The sequence below is a fragment of the Mumia sp. zg.B21 genome (genome assembly GCF_019550855.1).
In the GTDB taxonomy this organism is placed as follows: Bacteria; Actinomycetota; Actinomycetes; order Propionibacteriales; family Nocardioidaceae; genus Mumia.
The window spans coordinates 640620-662582 of the sequence record NZ_JAHWCJ010000001.1; the positions used below are offsets into that span (position 1 = coordinate 640620).

15 protein-coding genes are annotated in these 21963 nt (G+C 67.4%); 6 read left to right on the forward strand and 9 right to left on the reverse strand.

Annotated features, from left to right (window positions below; genetic code table 11):
* Nucleotides 1–185 precede the first annotated feature (185 nt).
* The 3 genes from KV100_RS03160 to KV100_RS03170 form a co-directional block, all read right to left on the reverse strand.
* Nucleotides 186–5366: a DEAD/DEAH box helicase gene (locus tag KV100_RS03160; RefSeq protein ID WP_220341445.1), complete on the reverse strand. Its 5181-nt coding sequence runs from the start codon at nucleotides 5364–5366 to the stop codon at nucleotides 186–188.
* 11 nt (nucleotides 5367–5377) lie between these two features.
* Nucleotides 5378–8404 (reverse strand): hypothetical protein, encoded by a 3027-nt coding sequence (locus KV100_RS03165; protein ID WP_220341446.1) that lies wholly within the window; start codon nucleotides 8402–8404, stop codon nucleotides 5378–5380.
* A 270-nt stretch (nucleotides 8405–8674) separates the two neighbouring features.
* Complete coding sequence (locus KV100_RS03170) at nucleotides 8675–9220, reverse strand: CGNR zinc finger domain-containing protein (RefSeq protein WP_220341447.1); 546 nt, start codon at nucleotides 9218–9220, stop codon at nucleotides 8675–8677.
* A 26-nt stretch (nucleotides 9221–9246) separates the two neighbouring features.
* Here KV100_RS03170 and KV100_RS03175 point away from each other — a divergent pair, with 26 nt between their 5' ends.
* Both KV100_RS03175 and KV100_RS03180 read left to right on the forward strand, forming a co-directional pair.
* Nucleotides 9247–9459: a hypothetical protein gene (locus KV100_RS03175; protein WP_220341448.1), complete on the forward strand. Its 213-nt coding sequence runs from the start codon at nucleotides 9247–9249 to the stop codon at nucleotides 9457–9459.
* Nucleotides 9460–9519: 60 nt separating this feature from the next.
* On the forward strand, nucleotides 9520–9864 hold the full coding sequence (locus tag KV100_RS03180) for a YciI family protein (protein ID WP_220341449.1): 345 nt from the start codon (nucleotides 9520–9522) through the stop codon (nucleotides 9862–9864).
* 29 nt (nucleotides 9865–9893) lie between these two features.
* Here the strand turns inward: KV100_RS03180 and KV100_RS03185 are convergent, their stop codons facing one another.
* Nucleotides 9894–10685 carry a hypothetical protein gene (locus KV100_RS03185; RefSeq protein ID WP_220341450.1) on the reverse strand — a complete coding sequence of 264 codons (792 nt, stop codon included), beginning with the start codon at nucleotides 10683–10685 and terminating at the stop codon, nucleotides 9894–9896.
* 183 nt (nucleotides 10686–10868) lie between these two features.
* Here KV100_RS03185 and KV100_RS03190 point away from each other — a divergent pair, with 183 nt between their 5' ends.
* The 3 genes from KV100_RS03190 to KV100_RS03200 are packed head-to-tail and all read left to right on the forward strand — an operon-like array spanning nucleotide 10869 to nucleotide 13339.
* Nucleotides 10869–11840: a hypothetical protein gene (locus tag KV100_RS03190; protein WP_220341451.1), complete on the forward strand. Its 972-nt coding sequence runs from the start codon at nucleotides 10869–10871 to the stop codon at nucleotides 11838–11840.
* Nucleotides 11841–11875: 35 nt separating this feature from the next.
* Nucleotides 11876–12697 carry a polyphosphate kinase 2 gene (gene ppk2 / locus KV100_RS03195; RefSeq protein WP_220341452.1) on the forward strand — a complete coding sequence of 274 codons (822 nt, stop codon included), beginning with the start codon at nucleotides 11876–11878 and terminating at the stop codon, nucleotides 12695–12697.
* 60 nt (nucleotides 12698–12757) lie between these two features.
* Nucleotides 12758–13339 (forward strand): GNAT family N-acetyltransferase, encoded by a 582-nt coding sequence (locus tag KV100_RS03200; RefSeq protein WP_220341453.1) that lies wholly within the window; start codon nucleotides 12758–12760, stop codon nucleotides 13337–13339.
* A gap of 3 nt (nucleotides 13340–13342) precedes the next feature.
* Here the strand turns inward: KV100_RS03200 and KV100_RS03205 are convergent, their stop codons facing one another.
* The 5 genes from KV100_RS03205 to KV100_RS03225 all read right to left on the reverse strand — a co-directional run bounded on the left by KV100_RS03205 (nucleotide 13343) and on the right by KV100_RS03225 (nucleotide 19154).
* Nucleotides 13343–13771, reverse strand: a complete 429-nt coding sequence (locus KV100_RS03205) for a hypothetical protein (protein ID WP_220341454.1) — start codon at nucleotides 13769–13771, stop codon at nucleotides 13343–13345.
* Between the two features lie 33 nt (nucleotides 13772–13804).
* Nucleotides 13805–14743, reverse strand: coding sequence for a hypothetical protein (locus KV100_RS03210; protein WP_220341455.1), 939 nt, complete (start codon nucleotides 14741–14743; stop codon nucleotides 13805–13807).
* Nucleotides 14740–15078 (reverse strand): PadR family transcriptional regulator, encoded by a 339-nt coding sequence (locus KV100_RS03215; RefSeq protein ID WP_220341456.1) that lies wholly within the window; start codon nucleotides 15076–15078, stop codon nucleotides 14740–14742. Before KV100_RS03215 ends, KV100_RS03210 begins: the two co-directional genes overlap by 4 nt.
* A gap of 84 nt (nucleotides 15079–15162) precedes the next feature.
* On the reverse strand, nucleotides 15163–15684 hold the full coding sequence (locus KV100_RS03220; RefSeq protein ID WP_308291323.1) for a GNAT family N-acetyltransferase: 522 nt from the start codon (nucleotides 15682–15684) through the stop codon (nucleotides 15163–15165).
* A 41-nt stretch (nucleotides 15685–15725) separates the two neighbouring features.
* Entirely contained in the window at nucleotides 15726–19154 is a 3429-nt protein-coding gene (locus tag KV100_RS03225; RefSeq protein WP_220341457.1) for a helicase-related protein, read from the reverse strand.
* Nucleotides 19155–19289: 135 nt separating this feature from the next.
* On the opposite strand from KV100_RS03225, the gene KV100_RS03230 reads away from it, so the two are divergent.
* Nucleotides 19290–21953 (forward strand): DEAD/DEAH box helicase, encoded by a 2664-nt coding sequence (locus tag KV100_RS03230; RefSeq protein ID WP_220341458.1) that lies wholly within the window; start codon nucleotides 19290–19292, stop codon nucleotides 21951–21953.
* The last annotated feature ends 10 nt before the right edge of the window (nucleotides 21954–21963 follow it).

Genomic DNA, 21963 nt, shown 5'->3' on the forward strand with positions numbered 1-21963 from the left:
GAGTTCGACCGTCCGGTTCGGACAACGTGCACGTACACCTCACGCCGGTCGCGAGCGATCGAAGCGATCAACCTGAGACAAGCCACGCTGGGGCCATCGACTCCGATCCGAGTGCGACGTGCGCCGTTTCGATCGCGTGTGCGCCTGCCAACGGCCGGCGTGTCGAAATCTGGTCGTGTGCACGATCAAGGCCGGAGCTCCCGGAAGATCCGCTCTGGGAAGGCTGCTCCCAGGCGCGCGTCGATAACCGTAGCAATCCGTCCTCTTGCGTTCATCGACGCCAAGAACACCCCGCGCGGGGCCGTGACCGTCGTCGTGTCGGGGCGCCAGAGAGGATGGCCCAGGCCAACAACCCGTGGACCATGCGCTACGAAGGGCACGCCCGCTTCCTCACCAACCTCGATTGGCCCCACCGCGTCGCTGAATGCCTCGGCGAACCGCTCGGCCGTGCGCCTGGCGACGAGTATCCACCGATCATTCGTGGCCTGGCGACCGAGCGCCAGTTCGGCGATATCAAGTGCCAGTCGCCAGTCCAGCATGGGGTGGAGATGGCGATTGTCATACGAACGAAGGCAGTCCGGACACGACGAGTCGCATCCCGTGTGGGACGCAGCGGACCAAATGGCCCCGAGGCCGTCGGCGATGCGCGTAACCACCCGCACAAGTCGATCACCCCGGCCCAGTTCAGAGGCGAAGCCGGCTCCGTTCTCGAGTTGGTCCGCCACGTAGATGCCAGCGGTTACCACATCGTCCACCCGGCGCGGCTGGAGTCCGACTGTGACTTCACTTGGGTCGATATCCAGTTCTGCTTGAACTCCTCGACGCAGCGCCTCAGCGAACGAGTAGAGTGCAGCCCGACCGCTCGTCGACTGCCGCTCGAGAATCGGAACGACGCCGCTCTCAAGATCGAGACGGGCTGGCACGATCATCAGCGCGTCGGTCACGCGTATGTCTCCAATGCCGAATCCGCCCGCCGGGGTGGGATCGTCGCGGACGACGTGACTGCCGTCAGGTTGGCGCTCCGTCTGGAACAACCGACCGCCGTTGGTGTTGATCGTCAGTAGCTTGCCCTGGTCAAGAACCCATGTGTTCATCGCAGCGATGGCCGTAGGCGATGCTGGCTCCTCTGCCCAGCCGAGGACTGGGCGCGACGCGCTGCTTGACATCTCTTCGTCGGATCGCCGATCGTCACGCCTGGCGTCTGTGCGGAAACCTAAGGGCTGATGCATCGTCGTTTGCTCGAGCACAGCGCCACAGACGGGACAACTGGATGTGCGCGCGAGGTCTGTGTCGACGACCGAATAGGTGCATTGCTGGCAACGCCAGACGAAGGTCGAGGGACCGAGTGGATTGGCATTCGTGCGGCCGGTCCGTGAGTATGAAGCGAAGCCGTTAGCGGTGTAGACCCAGCCGTCTTTGATGACGTGTGATCCCGGCGAGAACATGGACACGGCTTGTCCGAGCGGCCGGTCCGAGACCTGCTCGGGGCGTCGACCGGCTCCCGGTACGTAGTAGAGCGTTCGAACGCGCGTCGGAAACCCAAACATTGGCAGGATGCCCGCGTTGGCGAGCCGCTCGGAGAGATCCGCCTGCGTCAGCAGTGGGTCACCATACGCAGCGTCGATCTCGCCGATGAGGTCGGTTCGAATCCACTTGCCGATCGCGCTGACATCTGAGCTCGCCACTCCGGTGTAGGCAGCCAGTCGCTCGACCACCGGTCCGACAACAGGTGAGGTTGCGAGAAACCCCGCAATCTCGTTCCTGATCGTCGGCCAGTCGTTGACCTGACCGAAAGACCCGTGAACGGAGGACCGTCCGGCCGGGGGAGTGGCCAATGCTCCGAACGCGCGGCGGAGCACCTCAGCTGTCGCTACCCGACGCAGGATGAGCGGACGACTCGTGTCCAGGAAGGGCTGGGGCGGGCGGTCACCAGTCATCCGTCGCGACTGGACGAAGTAGTAGTCGTCGTGAGACCGGTCGCGACACAGCGTCAAGCCGTACGAGAACGGTTGGTTCGAGCGTCCTGCACGCCCGACACGCTGCTGATAGTTGAAGCGCTGCGGGGGCATGTTGGCCATCACCGTCGAGCTCAAGCTGCCGATGTCGATTCCGACCTCCATGGTGGTCGTCACGCTGAGGACATCGAGTGGAGTGGTGCGCTCGTTTTCCCGTGGCTCCGGAAGAAGAGCACCGCGGAATCGACGCTGCCGAGCGCGAGCCTCGGACGGGGGACTCGTTTGCCCTGTCAGCTCCGCCACGGCCAGTCGACTGGGTTCGAGCTGACTTAGCCGAATGTAGTAGTCCAACTCGGCAAGGACGCCATGCTCAATCGGCTCGAGCGTCCCCACACATGACTCGCGGATACAGGTGCCTGCTGAGTCGTGCAGGTGGCGGGTCGAGCAGGTCGAACAAACCCAAACGGTGCTGCCATGACGACGAAGTATGACCGGCAGATCGCCCTTTTCGAGGCCGAGTGATGATCCGTCCATCGCGGGTTGGAGGTGCGAGCTGACGCGGACGACCAACTCGTCGCCGTCCAGGGAGTTCGCTGCGGCTGCCCGGCGTAGGAAGTCGGTGACGCGCCTGGGCATATTAGCCGCGTCAGAGGCATTACCCGGTGTCCATCGATTCGCGCGTCCGTAGAGCCGAATTGTCGATGCCACCACTGAGTCGAACAGGTCGTCACCGGTCGGCCGGGGACTAAGGTGCGCAACCAGTGCACTTTCGATGTCACGACCGCGGCCACCAAGAAGCGCGTCGCCGATGGCCATGACCAAGTATCGGCGGAATCTCTGTTGGTACTGGTCCCGCGTTGGACCAGGCGGGAGTGGTATCCACTCGCCGGGGGTCGGGGGATCAAACGCGCGATACCAAGGCTCGCCGTCATCGAGCGTCATCAACACAGCACGCTGGCCACCGGGCGGCACTCCTAGCGCGACGAGCTCCCCAGTGAGACTGGCGACGAGGTCTGGCAGAGAGACGCGGCGGAGCACGGCGTTCTCGGCTTCGAAGGACCCGATGGTGGCCAACGCTGCATCGTCAGCTGCGCCTGCTGCGACGAGCATGAACGCCCGCATTGCGTCGGGGAACTCCTGGCCCAACGCGCTCCAGCGGACGAGATCGCTCGGACTTAGACCACCCGGCTTAGGTCCGTCGCGAAGGATACGCACGGTGTCGTTCTCAGCGTCGAAAGCCTTCTGGAGGAGTTGCCTCAACAGGTCGGCGAACCCGTTCTGGGCGAGACCGATGGCCGTCTCTGCTGCATCGTCACGGCTGTCCGTGAATACGATCGTCTTCTCCGGCCGACCGTTGGAAGCGACAGCTCGCGTCGTCTCTGAAACCAGCAACTGGGTGGCTTGATCAGTGCCTTGGGTGTGAGCTCGGATCGGTGAGCGCACAACACCCTGCCGAAAGCGTTGCTGGACGTCGTGATGGCCGCACGAGGGACACCGAGACGGGAGGGCGGGTGGCGACCAGTCGCCCGCGCCCGCGTGTACCAGCATTACACCCGTCGCCTCGGAAGCTGGAGCAGGACGGACATACCCCAGCTTCGCGCTCAGTTCGGCGCTGACAAAGCTGAACCGCACATCGATGGTGCCAGGCCCAGCATGGTTCCAACTTACGGATGGCGGGAGTGTGCCCGGGCGGTACCAGAGGTACCTGCTTGACGGGCGCCGAAACACGACCCTGTCACTGTCAGCGCCCTCGCTGGCTGGTGTAGATGCGACGAAGGTGCCGCCGTCCTCTTCCCCAATAATCCAGCCGCCGAGGCTGACGTCACCGCAGTGGTCACAGTAGAGCAACTCCAGAACGCGGGCGCCGCAGTCACAGAATCCGGTTGGCCTCGAGTGGAGCTTGCCGACTGCCCGACTAGTGCCGTTGACCTCCGGGCACTTGGTGTTAACGCAGGCCCACACCCCCCGCATGGTTCTAACCATCATGTGGCTGCGAAAGGGGATCTGCCCCTCCAAGGGCGTGGAGCCCAGACGGTCGAGCACGTTCGCAAGAAGCGCCGAATCGCCGGTGCCGAACACGCGAGTGGCCACCTCGCCAAGCGGGGTCGCGCGCAGACCGAGCGAGTCCTCGCTGGTGCATGCGGACGCGATCGCTTCATCGAAGCCCGTGAGATCACCGCGTGCCAGTTTTGCCTCGACTTCGTTGGCTCGAAGTGGGAGGTCCGCCGAGACGTTGCGTGGGCGACCGGGAACGGCAACGAAGGCATCTCGGTTAGTTCCAAAGAATCGCTCCAGATACTCGGCACGATCTTCGTCGAGCGATGCGCTGGTCGCGATGATGGCCAGTTGGGGCGAGTCGGGATCGAGACCGAGGCGGTCGCAGAGTCCTCGCACAATCATCGAAACTTCAGCTCCCTGAGTCCCGCGGTAGAGATGCAACTCATCAACGACGAGGGAGATGGAACGGGTTCGGTCAGCGCGCAGCCAGTCGCGGGTCTTCGCGAACATCGGCTGCTCAAGGCCGCGCATGAGCATGACATTCAGCATCGAATAGTTGGTGATCAGGATGTCCGGCGGCGTTTGGATCATGTCCCACCGCGTGACGAGTTCGTTCTGGCGCGGATCACTCATCTGGGATGTCAGATCCTCACCGAGATCTCTGACGCCGTCGATCTCCGTGACCATCTCTCTGACCTCGGATACGACTTGGCTGAGACCCCGGTGCCGCCCGTGCTCCGGCATTGCCGTGCCACCCAGGGTCGCGCCCGTGTAGCGACCGAACCACAGATGCGGCCCACCAAGGTTCACGATCCGGCGCAATGCCCTGCGGAGGCGGGAAACCTGATCCTCGACTAGCGCGTTCATCGGGTAGAGGACGATTGCGCGGACTGCAGCCTCACGCTGTTTTGTCCGCGTCGGCGACCATCGCTCGGGCCGCGCATCCCACCATGCGTTCGGGCGATGGCTCACGCTCCAGGAGCGAGCCTCGAGCAGCAACCGCGCGAGGATCGGGAGCATGAAGCTCTCTGTCTTGCCTGATCCCGTGCCCGATGTGACGACGGGATACTTGCCCGCCATGGAGAGAGTCAAGGCGTCAGCCTGATGCTCGCGGAGCAACATGTCGCGCCCTGCCCAGTCGCCAAAGACTCCCTTTAGCAAGATGTCGATCTCACCGTCGTCCAGACCGACCGATCGGCAGACGTCGAGTGCGGGGCGAACATTGGGATAGGGCAGAACGGGCTCGATGAGAGGATCTTGAAAGAGCACGCCTGCCTCGGAGAGCAGGGCGCGTCTCTCCGCCGCGAGGTCGCGGTCCCGCAGCCAGTAGGCAGTGTCGATGTACGAAAGTACGGCCTCTTCAATGGCAGTGGCGACGCTCGCGGGGGCCGGCATATCGGAACGTGACGGCATCAGAGGTGGTCCTATCGAGTGAGTAAGTCGAAGATGCGGCGTGCAAGTTCTTCCGGGACGCCGCGATAGGCAACGGCTCCCGCTCCGCGAGCGAGTGCAGGCGGCAGGCACGAAGCTGCCGTCAGGGCGCGTCCGTAAAGCCCGGGCAGTTCGGCGCCGACAGGCACCATGAACAGGCGCTGGTCGGGGTCATATGCCACAAGAGGCCGGCCGAGCATGAGCGCGGCGAGATGCTTGCTGAGCTGAACAGGGCACCGTGCGTACGTTCCTCTCTCCAGGTCCTCTGTCGACCGGACGACATCGAGGGTGGCGAACTTGCGGATGCGATAGGCCCCCTGCGCCTCGTAGTTCTCGACACGCTTCCACGAGGCGTCGTCCACGTCGAACCACGAGATGTCACCATCGGCCGACGCGCTCTGTCGGGGCAATCGGTCAAGGAGTGTGCTCAGGGGCGGAAGCGTCATTACGAGCTCACGCCAAGCGTCAGGAACCACACTGATCTCGTACTCGTCGGCGACCGCCTTTGCTTCGCTTCCCAGGTGGGACGCAAAGTATTGGGTCGGTTCCGTGCCCTCGGCCTCGGTCCCGACCCCGTCCACTTCGAGAGCGAGGACGATCTCGTTGAAGAGCCCAGCCGGCCAGTAGCCATTGAATGCCACCTCCCCGGTGGCACATCCGGTCAGTTGGGTCGGGCTGATCTCCCACGCCACCGGGCGGAGGGTCTTCTTGTCACGACGGATCGAGATGTGCCCGAGGGACTCTAGAGTGCGCGAGAACTGGTCTACGAACAGCGCGGTCGGCTCGATCTGAAGTGCGACCTTCTCCAGCGAAGCCCATGGTCCTCCGCCGAGGTGCCGCAACGTATCGAGGGCGACTGTCCAGTTTCGAACGTCGGAGGACGTGGCCACCGGCGTAATCGCGGTGAGGTTGTGAATCGGCTGCGCCTGTGGTTCTGCTGGCTCCGCGCGATTACGTCGTGTCTTGGGCCGTGTCGGATACCGCTTCCGGAGGCCGCAGGTCGTGCAGTGGCCATAGACCCACGATGTCGTCGGACGACCTTTGGAATCGAGTTGCACGGTCTCGATATTTTCCCGGTGCCGTCCTGTTCTGATGCAAGAGTTTGGATCAGCAACGGTGATGCGCATCGGCTGGGTCTCGCGCCGCCTTGTGCCGACATCTGTGGACCATGACGGTCGCCGCGGGGGAGTGTCACCGGCCACGGGCGACCAGTCTGGTGAGCCAAACACCTCATGGCCTTGGACCGATAGCGACGCCGTGTGGGTAGCGACGCCGAGCGCTCCAATGCCTGGCCCGTAGCAGATCGACTCGGCGAGGTGCCACTGCCGCTCGTCACGCGTCTCGCCTGATCGCAGGTGGAGCATCGTGCTGCTCGCCGGGTCCCGCTGACCGATCGGAATTAGTTCAACCCGGTAGTCCGCGTCGGGGAGGTCGAGGCCGCGAAGCGTCTCGATGACCACTCCTGTGCCGTTGTCGGGCCACTCGGCGACCTGTCGTTCTTCGAGTTCATCAGACGAACGATCCAGCTGGACAAGGCGAACGGTGAAACCGTCCGGTGCATCGCTGACTGCACGAATCTCGGGAGACATCGCTGCATGCCACTTGCCGCGAACACTTCCTGGAATGGCGAACCCACCCGAAACCTTGAGCGTGGACGCGGTGAGCGGAATGAGCGCCGACAGATCGTCCAGCTTGTCGGCGGGGATCAGTAAACCTGGGTGGTTCAGGACCTCCACGCCGGTGAACAAGGTCCAGCCATCAGGTTGCCCTTCGTACGGCGTCACCGCTTCCCACCCCGGCCGGGCGACGACCGCCAGGATCTCGGCGACCCGATGTGCCAATCCATCTTCCACGAGCAGGCGCAGGTCGTCCCCAAGCATGACCTGCTGCATCTCCACCCATCGGCGGGACAACTCGTCCTCCCTGAAAGCGACGAGCCGCGTAGGACGCCGTTCCAGAGTCATGCCGGAGTAGTCGTCGCGCACCCGCAGCACACCGGCCAGCACGTCGTCTGCATGAAGGGACGAGCCAGGCGCAAGGCCGAGAGCGCCAGGAACATCGGGGATCAGATCGATTGACGTCGTCGGCGCGGCCGTCAGCAGTTGCACCGTTCGGCCCAACTGAGCCTGAGGGACGTAGAAGAGCGCCGAGACGGTGAACCGCTTCCGTGGAAAGCCGCCCAACTCGAGTGTCAGGTGAATCCGCCCCGGCATCGAAGACTCATCCGGACCGCGGTGGTTGACGGAACCGTCCCAGGAAGAAAGCGTGACGGCTGCCGCCTCGGCGATTCGCGAACGTGCCTGACCGTTGGACCAAAGCCGCGCAAGACTCGCGCTGACGGGGCAATGGGCCTGCTTGATCCAGCTGTCAAGCAGGGGCACGAGGTCGGCCGGCGCAACCTGGCTGCCTGGAGAAAATCCGAAGGATTGAAAGAAGTCCTTCAACTTCTCTCGATCGCTGCTTCGGACCAGCGCTTGGGAGACTGAGAGGCCGACGTACCGATGAGCCAACGAGTAGGCGGTCGGAATCCCGCGCTCGCCTTCTTCCTGGACGAGCCAACGATTGAGTTCGCCCCAGTAGCGCTCGGCGACGCGGCGGTACGCAAGATCAAGGGAAGGGTCGCCGAACCTCCAGCGCAGCACCTGGCGTAGACGCCCGAAGTAGTTGCTGGCCGCCATGCCGTCACCGCCAGCCATCTGCTCAGCGGCGAGGGAGAAGCACGCCAGAACGCCGAGGACCGGCGGTGCCGTCGCGCGCCCACCGCGGATCCATTTGCGCATGCGGGCGTCATGGGCAGCAAAGACTCGAGCGGGACCGTCGGACCGATCCAACGTCGTCCCCACTGCGTCACAGAGCGCGTCGACTGCAGTGGTGCTGGCAAGGCCAAGCATTGCAGCGAGCTCGTCGACGAGGTCATCCTCGAGATCGAGGTAGACGGGACGGACTTCCTCGGAGGGCGCAAAGATCACCTCGGCGATCGCATCGTTCCAGCGGTCGTACTCACTCCAGACATCAGACATGACTTCCACCTCCCAAGATCAATATGGAAGGTACAGAAGCCCACCGACGACCGTGGCGTATTCGAAAAGTGGGGTCTGCGCTGAGGTGGAGGCAGGCGGTCGCAAGGTGTAGAGCGTGGGTCCTCACCACTGGCGCGGGCCTCGATCGTGGAGCATGCGACGACGACGTGAAACAAATAGGAGTCGCCGTTCGCCCAGGTTCTACCTGGTGCGTGCCGGCGTCGACGTCAGACCGCGGCGGAGATAGAACTCGAGCTGACCTGAACTCACCTACCGACCGGCGGTGAGGGCACGGGCGCGGTGGCGGCGTACGGCGGCGCGGTTGGCGCAGCGGACCGAGCAGTAGCGCTGGCGGCCGTTGCGGGTGACGTCGACGACGACGTTGGTGCACGGGTCACCAGGGTCAGTGCCGGCTTCGCAGCGACCCAGCCGGTGCATGCCGCGCGTAGTCAGGTGCAGCGCCGTGCCGACGCTGATGACGGCGCGGAGCACGTGGGGGAGCGACTCGTTGTCGTCGCGGTAGTGCAGGTGCCAGCCTTCGTCGTCGTGGTCGGTGAGTCTCGGGTACGCAGTGGCGACCGCCATCTGCGCGTTGAGCAGCCGCGCGCGTTCGGTGGGCTCGGTGGCGTCGACGATCGCCAGCCAGTCGTCGATGACGCGGCGGGCCCCCGAGTGATCGTCGGGGCCTACGGGGAAGGTCATGGTCATGCCCAGGTCGCGGGCCCGTGCGGCGATGCCGTCGCGGTCGTCGGGCCAGTCGTTGGCGAGTGAGGCGGCCAACAGCACCGCGTACTCGCCGTAAGGGTTGAGATGCATAGGACCATTACACCACTGTTGCGTCTATGAGCACATGCCACCGCACAGACACCACGGCGCAGGCTCCGGTCAGCACCCACGAGCACGCCTGGCTGACGGAGTCCCACCACGCCACCTCCGATGGGATGGTTCGCTACGTCCGGTGCCCGGAGTGCGGCGCGCGGCGGGTCGATCTCCAGCGCCACCCGGACGCGCCGCCGGCCGGGACGAGCCGCGTGGTCGACGCGCGCCACCGATGACTTCTGCAGCCCCACGCCGTCTTCTCACCACCTGAAGAACCGACGAAGTGGAGCCTGGGGATGGCGCGTTATCTGATCTCGTTCGCCGACGGCACGATGAACCTCTCGCCAGACGAGCTCGCGCAAGCAGCCGTCGACTCGCACGCCGTGGTCGATGAGGCGAAGCAGGCGGGGGTGTGGGTCTTCGGCGCCGGCATCGACAGCGGTGAAGTCTCGGGGGTGACCGTCTCGACCGACGGTCGGGCCGTCCCGATCACCGAGCCCGCACGCCGACCGCCCGTCGGAGGGTTCTCCATCGTGGACGTCGCCTCGTACGAGGAGGCGTGCGGGTGGGCCGCCAAGATCGCCGCTGGGTGTCGCTGCGAGCAGGAGGTGTGGGAGCTCATGCCGGACGACGCGATGTAACCGCCGCGTCGCGGGGTGTGTGTCATCCCTCAGGCAGAGTCGTCCATCACGCTTCCGAGGCGACTCACAGCAGTCGAGACAAGACCCGCGAACTGCTGTGGGTCGGAGGGGCCAAGATCGATCAGCGAGACGTACGCGAGGTTGTTGCCCATCCGTACGAACGCCCATCGAAACGTGATCGGGAACCGAACGTCGCGATATATTGCTTTCCCGCGGACGAGGACGTTCAGCTGCTGATCAACGCCGTCAATGGTCATGTCTGTATTCGTCGTCACGTTCCCCTTCAGCGTCACCCCCTCCTCGGAGATCGCAAGCTTCCGGCACTCCGCGAAGGCGTTGGCCATCTGGTCGAGCATCTTCTCGGCGACATCAGGGGTCGACAGCGACGTCACACTGTTGTCGATCTCGCTCGAGCTGATGTCACCGGCCTTCTCGAAGGCGACCTCGACCTCCGGAGCGTCTCCCTCCGGCTCTTCGATCGTGTCGAGTTTCTTGAGGCAGCCGATGTCGCTGGGATCTGAGCCTTCTGAGTCTTCGGACCCATCCGACCTGTCCGCTCTGGTCTTGCGATATCTCGCGCCGACATCCGCACGAGTCAGGAGCGCGGTCTTGAGCTGAGCCTTCGTCAGGGCTTGAGCCTTCTCCTCGGCTTCCCCGCTCGGGCTCGGCTCGCTCTGGGTCGGGTCGCTCTGAGTCTGGCTGCTTGGGTTCGGGTCGCTCGAATCCTGGTCACCGTCGCCACACGCGGCGACCAGGCACAGCGCAGCGCAGACGATGGCGAGCAGCCACGGCGATCGCCTGCGGTTCGATGAGCGGTGCATGGCAGGCAGCGTCGCACGACAGAGGGTCTCGACCGACAATCCAGATCACCCTCGCGCCCCTCAGGTGACCCCGCGCACTGCTAGACATGTGCCGTCCCCGGTGCTGATGGCCTCGTCCGCGAAGGAGACACGATGCTCGACGAACCGCGCACTGACCCTTCGGCCGATCCACGGAGTACGGCCATGATCGTTCGAGGGGTCATCGCCGCACTCGTGCTCCTCATCACCGTGTTCGTCGCTCGCAGTGTCATCAACTCGACCCAGTTCTCGCCGACGGCGCCCGTCGAGGACTACATGGCGGCGCTCGGTCGTGGTGACGCCGAGGCCGCGCTCGCGATCGCGGAGTCGGAGCTGCCCCTCTCGGAGCAGGCAGTGCTGAGCAACGAGGTGTACGAGAAGGTCGAGGGACGTCCGGACGACGTCGAGGTCCGGACTGTCCGACGCGATGGGGACGCGGCCGTGGTGGAGGCCTCCTGGGAGCTCGACGGCAGCACCGTCGAGCAGGAGTTCAGCGTCGTCCGCGACGGCAGCAGCTATGGGATCTTCGACCGGTGGAAGCTGAGCCCGCCTGAGGTCCCCGTCGTCGACCTCACGAACTCGATGGACGGAGGCACGCCTGCTGTCGTGGTGAACGGCGTCGAGATGAAAATGCCCGACCCTGACTCGCCGCGGTTCGCCGCGCTCCCCGGGATGTGGGAGGTGACCCTGCCCGACCGAGCACCGTTGGTCACTGCGCCGACGATCAGGGCGCCTGTCGGGGGCGTCGCGCAGGAAGGACTGCCGGTCTACGTCACCGACACGCTGGAGTACACGATGACGCCCGCCGCACTCGACGCGGCAGAGGCCCTTGCCCGGGCCGAGCTCGACACGTGTCTTGCCAGCCGGAAGCCCGATCCGCCGGGCTGCCCGTTCCGAGACGTGAACGCCCAGGTCGCTGGTGCGCCCCGGGTGACCTGGACCTTGACCACAACGCCGACGATCACCGCCACGGCGTACGACTCGACCACGATCCGTGTGGCGGTGGCGGACGGCATGGCAACGACCAGAGGTGGGGAGGCACAGCCCGATGCGGGCGCGGCGGGCATCGACTACACCGTCGAGTACACGATGAAGGACGGCCGCCTGGTCAAGACCGAAAACTTCGGGGCTTCCTGAGCGCCATCGAAGGCCACCAGCGCTAGTGTCCCGTCATGAGCGCCGCAGCGAAGAAGCATCCCAAGCTCGACAAGAAGGTGTACGAGGCCGAGCTCGCCCGGCTGCAGATCGAGCTGGTGAAGCTCCAGGAGTGGGTGCGCCACAGCGGGGCGCGCATCGTCATCCTCTTCGAGGGACGCGACGCCGCCGGCAAGGGCGGCACGATCAAGCGCGTCGCCGAAAACCTCAACCCGCGCGTCGCGCGCATCGCCGCGCTCCCCGCACCGACCGAGCGCGAGAGGACGCAGTGGTACTTCCAGCGCTACGTCCCGCACCTGCCCGCAGCGGGGGAGATGGTGCTGTTCGACCGCTCTTGGTACAACCGCGCAGGAGTCGAGCACGTGATGGGCTACTGCACCGAGGAGCAGTACGCGCTGTTCATGCGGCAGGCGCCGACGTTCGAGCAGATGCTGATCGACGACGGGATCCTGCTGCGCAAGTACTGGTTCTCGGTGTCCGACGAGGAGCAGCTCAAGCGGTTCCAGTCCCGGGCCGCCGATCCGATCCGACGGTGGAAGCTGAGTCCGACCGACATCGAGTCGATCAACCGGTGGGAGGACTACTCGCGGGCCAAGGACGAGATGATGGCCTACACCGACACGGTGACGAGCCCGTGGTTCGTGATCGAGTCCGACAGCAAGAAGCGCGCACGGCTCAACATGATCGCCCACTTCCTGTCCACCATCCCGTACACCGACGTCGAGCCTCCCGGCATCGAGATCCCCGACCGGCCGGCCGCCACCAGCTCGTACGAGCGACCGCCGCGGGAGCGGGCGACGTACGTGCCGGACCACGTCGCTGACGTGCTCGAGAGCTGACCCTCGCCGTCCCCCGCAGAGGGGTGCGCGTGTCGGTGGGGCGTTCTACGCTCGTGGGCCATGGGGATCGAGGTGCGACCGGCCACGTCGTTCGAGGACGTGGCGACGATGGTGGGGCCGAAGCGCCCTGACGCCAACGTGTGCTGGTGCCTGAGCTACCGGCTCACGACGTCGAAGGAGAACCAGGCGCTCGCCGGCCCCGCCCGGGGTGAGCGGATGCGCGACCTGGTGAAGGAGGACCCGCCGCCGGGTGTCCTGGCGTACGACGGGGACGAGGTCGTCGGGTGGGCGGGCGTGCATCCGCGTGCCGACACGAGCTTCGCGGGCAACCGCAGGATCCCCCACGTCGACGACCTCGACGTGTGGTCGCTGTGGTGCGTGCGGGTGCGGCCGGGGCACCGTGGCCAGGGCATCGTGCGCCCGTTGATCGAGGGCGCCGTCGACTTCGCCCGCGACCACGGCGCGCCGGCGGTCGAGGCCTATCCGGTCGACAACGGCGGCGCGAAGGTCGACCTCACGATGGCGTACGTCGGCACGCTGGCGATGTTCGAGGGAGCAGGGTTCACGAAGGCAGCCGACACGGACTCGGTCCTCAACGGCTTCCCCCGCGTCCTCGTACGCCGCGACCTGCGCTCCTCATGATGCTCAGCGCGATTGCTGCGACGGTGCGCGCGCCGCGAGATACACGGGCCGCACGCGCCTCCTCGCCACCGCCCCGAGCACCGCGAACGCGGCGAGCAGCAACACCAGCGGCAGGTTCCGACCGATGCCGAGCCACCCTGACCCCACGGAGTACGCCGCCCAGGCGTTGACAGCGACGAACCCTCCGAGGCCGACGCGCCCCACCGCCCAGCCCCGAGCGGTCCTCGTGCCGACTGGCAGGACGAACACGATGCCCAAGCACGCCGCGCCAGCCGCGCTCAGTGCGGCAGTGAACCATCCCGCGTGCCAGAGTCCGAGTTCGATGATCAGCCAGCCGAAGTAGACGGTCCACGCCATGGCGACGAGCCCTTCGATGAACGCCACCCCGCTCAACAGGTAGAGGAGGCGTCGCGTGGTGCGGTCCAGGTCCATGGCCGTCATCGTCGCACCCGAAAGGTTCCCTCCTCAGCGACTGGTGCGCCGCGCCTTGAGGACACCGTCAATGACGTCCCACGCGGTGACGACGAGCACCCCGACGAGGATCCCCTGCGTCACCTGCTCGAGTGTCGAGGCATCCCACCCGAGACGCTCCACCAGCTCGGGGTTGAGGAAGTCGCCGCTCTTCAGGACGGGCACCGTCACCGCAGCGAAGGCCACGCCGAACGCCGCGTTGATGCCGGCCGCCGTGCACGTCCATCCCTTGACGTGCACCCAGAGGGTGAACACGATCTCGAGCGCGATCAGGCCGAGCACGATCGGGATCCACGACCCCCACAGAGCCGGGTCGAGTGCCGGGATGCTCTCGCCGTCGAGACGGATTGGCGAGTTTGTCTGCTGCCCGATCAGCAGGAACGCCATGACGGCCAGGAACACGAGGCTCGCGATCGTCTCCGCGTACGGCCGGCCGGAACGGGTCGCGGCGGCGGCCGGCAGCTTGTCCACGGTCCAGCGCTCGGTCACCTCGCTCTCACCGACGCCTGACCATTCCACGAGGGCGAAGACAGCCGTGACCCAGAACGCGACTTGGATGGCGGTGCCGATCATGACGCCGACCGCGCCGATCAGCGTCGTGGCGATGTTGTCGTCGGACGTGACGCCGCTGATGATGTGCACCGTACCGACGATCGGGAGGACGATCACGAGCACCAGCACGAGGAGGCGCAGCCATGGCATGAAGAACCGCGGACCGATCAGACGCGGCTCGCGACCGGTGTACTCCACCGCGACGAGCAACGGATCGCCCATCTCCTCCAGCACCTCGCGCTCGGCGTCGGTGGAGTCGCGGCGCGCCGCGACCGTGTCGGTGATGCGCTCGCGCAGCTCCGCCTCGACCTCGCGCCGGGTCTGCCCCGGCAGCCACCGAGTGGCGGCGCGGACGTAGCTGTCGGTCAGGGCGGTGGTCATGGGGTGCCTCCGGTCGTGAAGCGCGAGAGCGCGGTGTCGATGTCGTGCCAGGCGGTGACGAGGATGTCGGCGAGCCGGTCGCCGTCGTCACTGGTGCGGTAGAACTTCCGGGGCCTGGCTTCCTCGGTGTTCCACTCGCTGGTGAGCAGGCCCTGCTTCTCCAGGCGGCGCAGCAGCGGATAGAGGGTGTTGCCGTCGACCGCGATGCCCGCCTCGCTGAGCGACTCGAGCAGGCCGTAGCCGTAGCCGGGTTGTCGCAGGGAGAGCAGGCTCGCGAGCACGACCGTGCCGCGGCGTAGCTCCTGTAGGTGCTGTTGGATCAGTTCGTCATCCACACGTTGCACTATACAGTACGACGCACACTATATGCACGTCGCACGTTAACGTTCGACGGTCGCGGGCCGTCGGATGCGTCTGGCTCAGAGCGTGATCCAGTAGCGCCGCTTCACGCCGACGTGATTCTCGAAGACACCGCCCTGGCTCTCGATGGTGCGGGCCGAGGCGGTGTTCGACTCGTCGCAGGTCACGAGTACGCGATCGAGCTGACGCTCGCGGGCCCGGTCGAGGACGAGCCCGAGGGCGCGCGACGCATGACCCTGCCGGCGGCGGCTCGGTCGTACGGAGTAGCCGATGTGGCCGCCCTCCGTACGGAGGACGTCGGTCGCGAGCGAGTGACGCAGCGCCATGAAGCCGATCACGGTGTCGGCGGGGTCGGTGATCCAGTAGGTGTCGCAGTGGACCAGGCCTTCGGGCAACCTCCGGCTGGCCTCGGCCTCGGCGGCGGCGATCTCCAGGAGGGCATCGAAGCTCGCACGGTCAGGGCCGAACCCGTCGACCTTCCAGGAGCCGGAGCCATCCAGCCCGTCCCCGTCGACCTCCGCCACGCACTCGGCCCAGGAGTCGTAGAGCGCGGGGGAGGGGATCGTCAGTGTCGTCGCCACCGGGGCATTGAAGCAGAGCACCGCACCGCCGAACGTGCGCTTCAGTGCGGCTCGCGCCCCTTAGCCCACATCTTGTCCCAGCTCCCGCGGTGCCCGGTGGCCTCGAAGCCGCCCAGGTCCACGCCCGCGAAGGGGTCGTCGAGATAGCGGACCTCGTCGTACGCCGCGCCGCGTGGATCGACGCGCACCATCGCGAGCCGATAGCGCGGCGCCGCGTTCTTGCCCGTCACGACCTCGTTGTGCGTCACGAAGAAGTCGTCGGCGCCCGCGATCCGCGCCTTGACCTCGATGCGGAGGGTGTCGCCGTTCGGCTCGGTGCTGAGGACGTCGTACCCGGGGTTGTTGAACGCCTGCTCCTCCGGTGACCTCCCCAGCCGGCGTTCGCACGCGAGGACGAGATCGACGCCCCGTCGCTCGACCTCCTTCGTGGCGACGGCGTGCATCGGCGCGTGGCGGGGGAGGTCGCCGTCCACGAACCCGAGCGGGAGGACGAGCGCGGCGGTGACGATGCGCGGCGGCTTCGTCGACATCGTGGCCTGCTTGTCGAGGGTGGCGAGGCGGCGTTCGAGTCTCGCCTGCAGCTCGTGAGCCTTGCGGCGCAGGCTGTCCGCCGACTCAGCGGGCCTCTCGCCGACGCTCTCGCTCTGCGCGGCCAGGAAGGCATCGCGCTCGAGCCGCTCACACTCGCTCTCGAGACGTTCACTGACCAGCATCCTCGCCCGCGCGAGGTCACGGGCCCGGGCGGGATGGACCTCGGCGAGGTACGAGGGGAGCTGGTGGGCGATGATCCAGCTCATCCCCTTGGCTTCGGCGTCGACGAGCCATGGCCAGCGACGCGCGGTCGAGGTGTCGGCCGTCGGAGGCGCGGCGACGCAGTCCAGGTACGGAGCCGGCCCGGCGGCCGTCACGGCGCCCAGCTCGTCGACGTAGGCGTAGCCGAACCGCCGCGCGACAGAGCCGCCCGTGCCGTCGACGATCTCCTCCACGACTCCGACGAGCAGCTGGGGTCGGTCCAGGGTTGCCGACACGAGCACCGTCCCGCGCTCCAGACAGCCGCTGAGCAGCGTGATCGACTCGGCCATCACCGCGTCGTGGAGCGGATGACCGGGAGCCAGCAGGTCTGCTCGCTCGAGACCGTCCCCCTCCATGCAGGCGAGGTCGAACGTGACGCGGTGGTAGCGCGACGAGATCGGTCCGTGCCCGCTGCTGCGGACCTGCGCCGGCACGTGCGCGATCTCGTACCGGCCCGGCTCCCGGCGCGTGATGCGCCCACCGAGGCGGGTGAATGCGGCGGTGAACGCCAGCTCGATGTAGTGCGGCTGGAGGCGGCGCGCCCGGGCCTCGTCCATCTGCCGTCGCATGGCCGCGACGTCGGCCTCCGTGAGCGAGTTGTCCGCGAGCGCCTGCTCCGCGAGGATCTCCGCGATCCCGTCGGTGACGCGGTGGTCGATGACCTCCTCCATGCTGGCGCGCACCGCAGGATCCTCGCCGTACCGGATGGCGTTCATCAGGAGATCGCGCAGCGGTGTCTCGTCGAAGGCGGCGCCGAGGACGTCGAAGACCTTGCCGCCGTACGCCTTGCGCTGCTCGTCGACCTTGTCGAGGAGGCGCTGGAAGACCTGCCCCTCCCGGGTGTTGCTGGCGACGAGGTTCCAGAGGTGGCAGACCTCCGTCTGGCCGATGCGGTGGATGCGTCCGAAGCGCTGCTCGAGACGGTTCGGGTTCCACGGGAGGTCGTAGTTGACCATCAGATGGGCGGCGTGGAGGTTCAGGCCCTCGCCGGCGGCGTCGGTCGCGAGAAGGATCTGGGCGCGGCTGTTGGTCGTGAACTCCTCGGTGATGCGCCGCCGCTCCGACCGCGGCACGCCGCCGTGGATGGCGAGGACGGCGTCCGGCCTGCCGAACAGCGCAGTGATGCGGCGTTCGAGGAAGGCCAGGGTGTCGCGGTGCTCGGTGAAGATGATGAGCTTTCGCGGACGTCCGTCCGGCGCGGTGGCGAGCGTCTCGGTCTCGAGGATCGTGCGCAGCTCGCTCCACTTGCGGTCGATGTCGGCGTCACGCACCTGCTGTGCGGCCCGCGTGAGTCCGGCGAGCTCGACCAGCTCGGCGTCGAGCTCGACGATGGTGCGGGACGCGGTCGCGGCGTCGACCAGCTCGTCCTCCAGCTCCTCGATCTCGGCGGCCGCGTACTCCTCGTCGTCGGGGATGTCAGGCAGGTCGCCGATGTCGATCTCGACACCCGCCTCGAGCGCGTCCGCGAGGATCTCCTCCTTGCGGCGTTCGAGGCGCGCAGTACGGCGGACGAGGGACTGGTAGATCGCCTCGGAGCTCGACGCGAGGCGCCGCTGCAGCACCGTGAGCGCGAAGCCGACGGTGGTCCGGCGCTTGCCCTCGAGCCGGTCGGCGCGGTTCATCCCGTCGCGCACGTAGGCGGTGACGTCCTCGTACAGGTCGCGCTCGAGCGACGTCAGCGCGTACGGGACGGTCTCGGCGATCCGCTCGGGGAAGAGTCGCTTGCCCTCGAAGCTGAGCAGGTCCTCCTTGACCATGCGCCGCATGAGGCCGGAGGTGTCGCCGGAGTGGGTGCCCTTGCGGAACCTGCCCTCGAACCGGTCGCGGTCGAGCAGCGTCAGGAAGAGCTGGAAGTCCTCCTCCTTGCCCGAGTGCGGGGTCGCCGTCATGAGGAGGAAGTGGCGCGTCGTGCGTGCGAGGCGCTCGCCGAGGAGGAACCGCTTGGTCTTGTGGACCTTGCCGCCGAAGTAGCGGGCACCCATCCTGTGCGCCTCGTCGACGACGACGAGGTCCCACTCGGTGTCGACCAGCTGGCGCTGGAGGCCCTCGTTGCGCGCGAGGTGGTCCATCCGTGCGATGAGCAGCGGGTGCCGCTCGAACACGTTGCCGGCGCCGTACGCGTCGACCGCCTGCGGCGTGAGCAGGTCGAAGCACAACCCGAACTTGAGGAACAGCTCGTCCTGCCACTGCTCGACGAGCCCGCCCGGCACCACGATGAGGCACCGCCTGACGTCGTCACGGAGCAGGAGCTCCTTGATGTAGAGGCCCGCCATGATCGTCTTGCCGGCGCCGGGGTCGTCGGCGAGCAGGAAGCGCAGCGGCGTGCGCGGGAGCATCTCGCCGTACACGGCACGGATCTGGTGGGGGAGCGGCTGCACGTCGCTGGTCGCGACGGCGAGCATCGGGTCGAAGAGACCGGCGAGCGTGATGCGCTGCGCCTCGGCGACGATCGCGAAGTCGGAGGCGGGCGCGTCGAACGGGCGTCCTCCGGCCTCCGCGGACCCGAGCGCGGCCTCGTCGTCGCGGAAGAGCACGCGCTGGGCGAGGCCGCCGGAGCCGAGCTTGTAGGTCACCTCGAGCGCGTCGCCGCCGTGCCACTGCGCCGCGAGGACGAGCACTGCCTCACCAGGCACCAGACCGGCGAGGCGTACGCCGGCGGTGACCTCTTCGAGCGTCAACGACCATGTCCTTCCCGAGAGTGGCAGCCGCCTGACTCTAGCCAGCACCGCTGACACGAACGGGGCCGTCGGACCGTCCGCGCGCGTCACTAGCCTTGCGTCGGGAACCCGCCGACGCACGAGCCGTGAGAGGTCATGAACCGAGACGAACGCAAGCAGCTGCGCGCCCTCGTGAGCGACGTCGAGCGGTGGGGTGCGGCCGCCGACGCCGTCACGCGCCGGCGCGAGGAGATCGACGTGCAGGTGCGCGCGTACGTCGACGACCTCCGTACGCGTGTGGTCACGGTCGCCTATGACGGCCGCGCCGCGTGGCGGGCGATCCCGCTGACGCGCGCCGACGCTCGGCTGGTCGAGCTGCTCGCCCACCGCGCGAACCTGCCGGCCCTCACCGACGCCGATCACGCGATGCTGCGGCGCCTCGACGACCAGCTGCACGTGGCCCACGACGTCGCGCCCCTGGTCTCGGCCCGGCGCTTCTTCGCCGGGCGCGAGCGCAAGGCGGAGGCGGCGGCGTCCGCGGACGTCCTGAGATCACTGCACGCCTGGGGCTCCGCCCTCGGTCTCGGGTCACGGCTCGAGCACCTCGCACGCTCGACGGACATGCACGACGGGACGCGGATGACCGTGTCCGACCTCCTCGAGCCCTCGCTCGGCCTGGCCGACGACCTCGCGCACCTCGGCCGCGCTCCGGAGATCGTGCCCGGCGAGGTGCTGCACCCGCTCGCAGGGGCAGTCGCCGTGATCACCCGCGCCGTCGCCGCGGAGTCGTCGTACAGGGACGCGGCGAAGGAGGCCGGCGAGGCCGTACGAGGCGCCGCGGTCGACCGGCTGCTCGCGGAGATGCCGATCGACGCTCTCAAGGACGCGACGCGAGACCGGCTTCGGCTCGGTCCGCTGCGGGACGCCCAGGTCTCGACCATCGCGCAGGTCCTCGCCGCCGGCCGCGAGCTGGCCTCGCTCCCGGGACTCGGTCCGACGACGGCGACGCAGATGGTTGGCGCCGCCCGCACCCTCTGGCAGATCACGTACGACGAGACGCCGGTGCGCGTCGACGTGGCCAGGCGCGACGGAGAGGCGACACGCCTGCTCGACCACCTGGCGAGCTGGGACGCCGCGCGCGCGACCCGGGGCGCGACCGCCGACCTCGCACGGACCGAGGAGCTCGGGCCGCTGGCCTCCGCCGTGCGCGGTCACGTGACCCACGTGCTCGTGCTGCGTGTCGCAGGGCACGAGGTCGTCGACCTTCTCGCCGGCGCGGACGCGGTCGTACGGAGGGCAGCGATGATCGCGACGGGTGGTCGCGGTCCAGCGCGGCCGCGCGTCACCGACGACCCGTGGGACGACTTCCTGGCACGGCCGGCCGACTACTTCGCGATGCTCGCCGAGCTCGGGTTCCTCGTCGAGGACGACGCCAAGACGCACGGTGACCTCCCGGACGAGATCATCGAGGCCGTACGCGCCCTCGAGCTCAAGGGCGACGCGCTCAACGCCTCGCTCCGCGGCTACCAGAGCTTTGCGGCGCGGTTCGCGCTGGTGCAGCGCAAGGTGATCATCGGTGACGAGATGGGCCTCGGCAAGACCGTCGAGGCGCTGGCGGTCTTTGCGCACCTGCACAGCGCGGGGGAGACGCACTTCGTCGTGGTCTGTCCCGCGGCGGTCGTCACCAACTGGACCCGCGAGGTCGCGAGCAAGTCGACCTTGCGGGCATTTCGCGTCCACGGGCCGAACCGCGACGGGGCCGCCCAGGCCTGGGTACGCCGCGGCGGCGTCGCCGTCACGACGTACGAGACCCTCGGTCGCCTTGACCCGTACCTCGACCAGGTCGACACGCTCAGCTGTGTCGTCGTCGACGAGGCGCACTACATCAAGAACCCAGCCGCGCAGCGCTCCCAGCGGACGGCGGCGCTGCTCGACCGCGCCGAGCGTGCCGTGCTGCTCACCGGCACGCCGCTCGAGAACCGCGTCGAGGAGTTCCGCAACCTCGTCGGCTACGTCCGCCCGGACCTCGTCGTCGACGTCCATGGGCTCGCGCCGCACCGGTTCCGGCGCCAGGTGGCACCGGCGTACCTGCGGCGCAACCAGGAGGACGTCCTCGACGAGCTCCCCGGGCTGGTCGAGGTGGACGAGTGGCTGCCCATGACGCGCGACGACGAGCGGGCGTACCGCGAGGCCGTGGTGGCGGGCAACTTCATGGCGATGCGGCAGGCGGCGATGCTCGCGAGCGACAGCCAGAAGATGGAACGCCTGATCGACGTCGTCGAGGAGGCCGAGGCGAACGACCGGCGCGTGATCGTGTTCTCGCACTTCCGCGAGGTGCTGTCACGGGTCGCCCGCGAGCTCCCCGGCCCGGTCTTCGGACCGCTGACGGGCTCGGTGCCGGCGGCCGCGCGGCAGGACATGGTCGACAAGTTCGCCGCCGCCGGCAACGGTGCCGTGCTGGTCGCGCAGATCGTCGCGGGCGGCGTCGGCCTGAACATCCAGGCGGCCTCGGTCGTCATCATCTGCGAGCCACAGCTCAAGCCCACGACCGAGGCGCAGGCGGTGGCGCGTGCGCACCGGATGGGGCAGCTGAAGTCCGTCCAGGTCCACCGGCTGCTGTCGGAGGACGGCGTGGATCGCCGCATCACCGAGATCCTCGCGGAGAAGCGGCGGTTGTTCGACGACTTCGCCCGGGTCAGCGACACCGCGGAGAGCGCACCGGAGGCCCTCGACATCTCCGAGGGAGAGCTGGCGCGGGAGGTCGTGGCCACCGAACGCAAGCGGCTGCTGACGCAGGACCTCGACACGCCGGGGAAGTGACCGCGAGCCT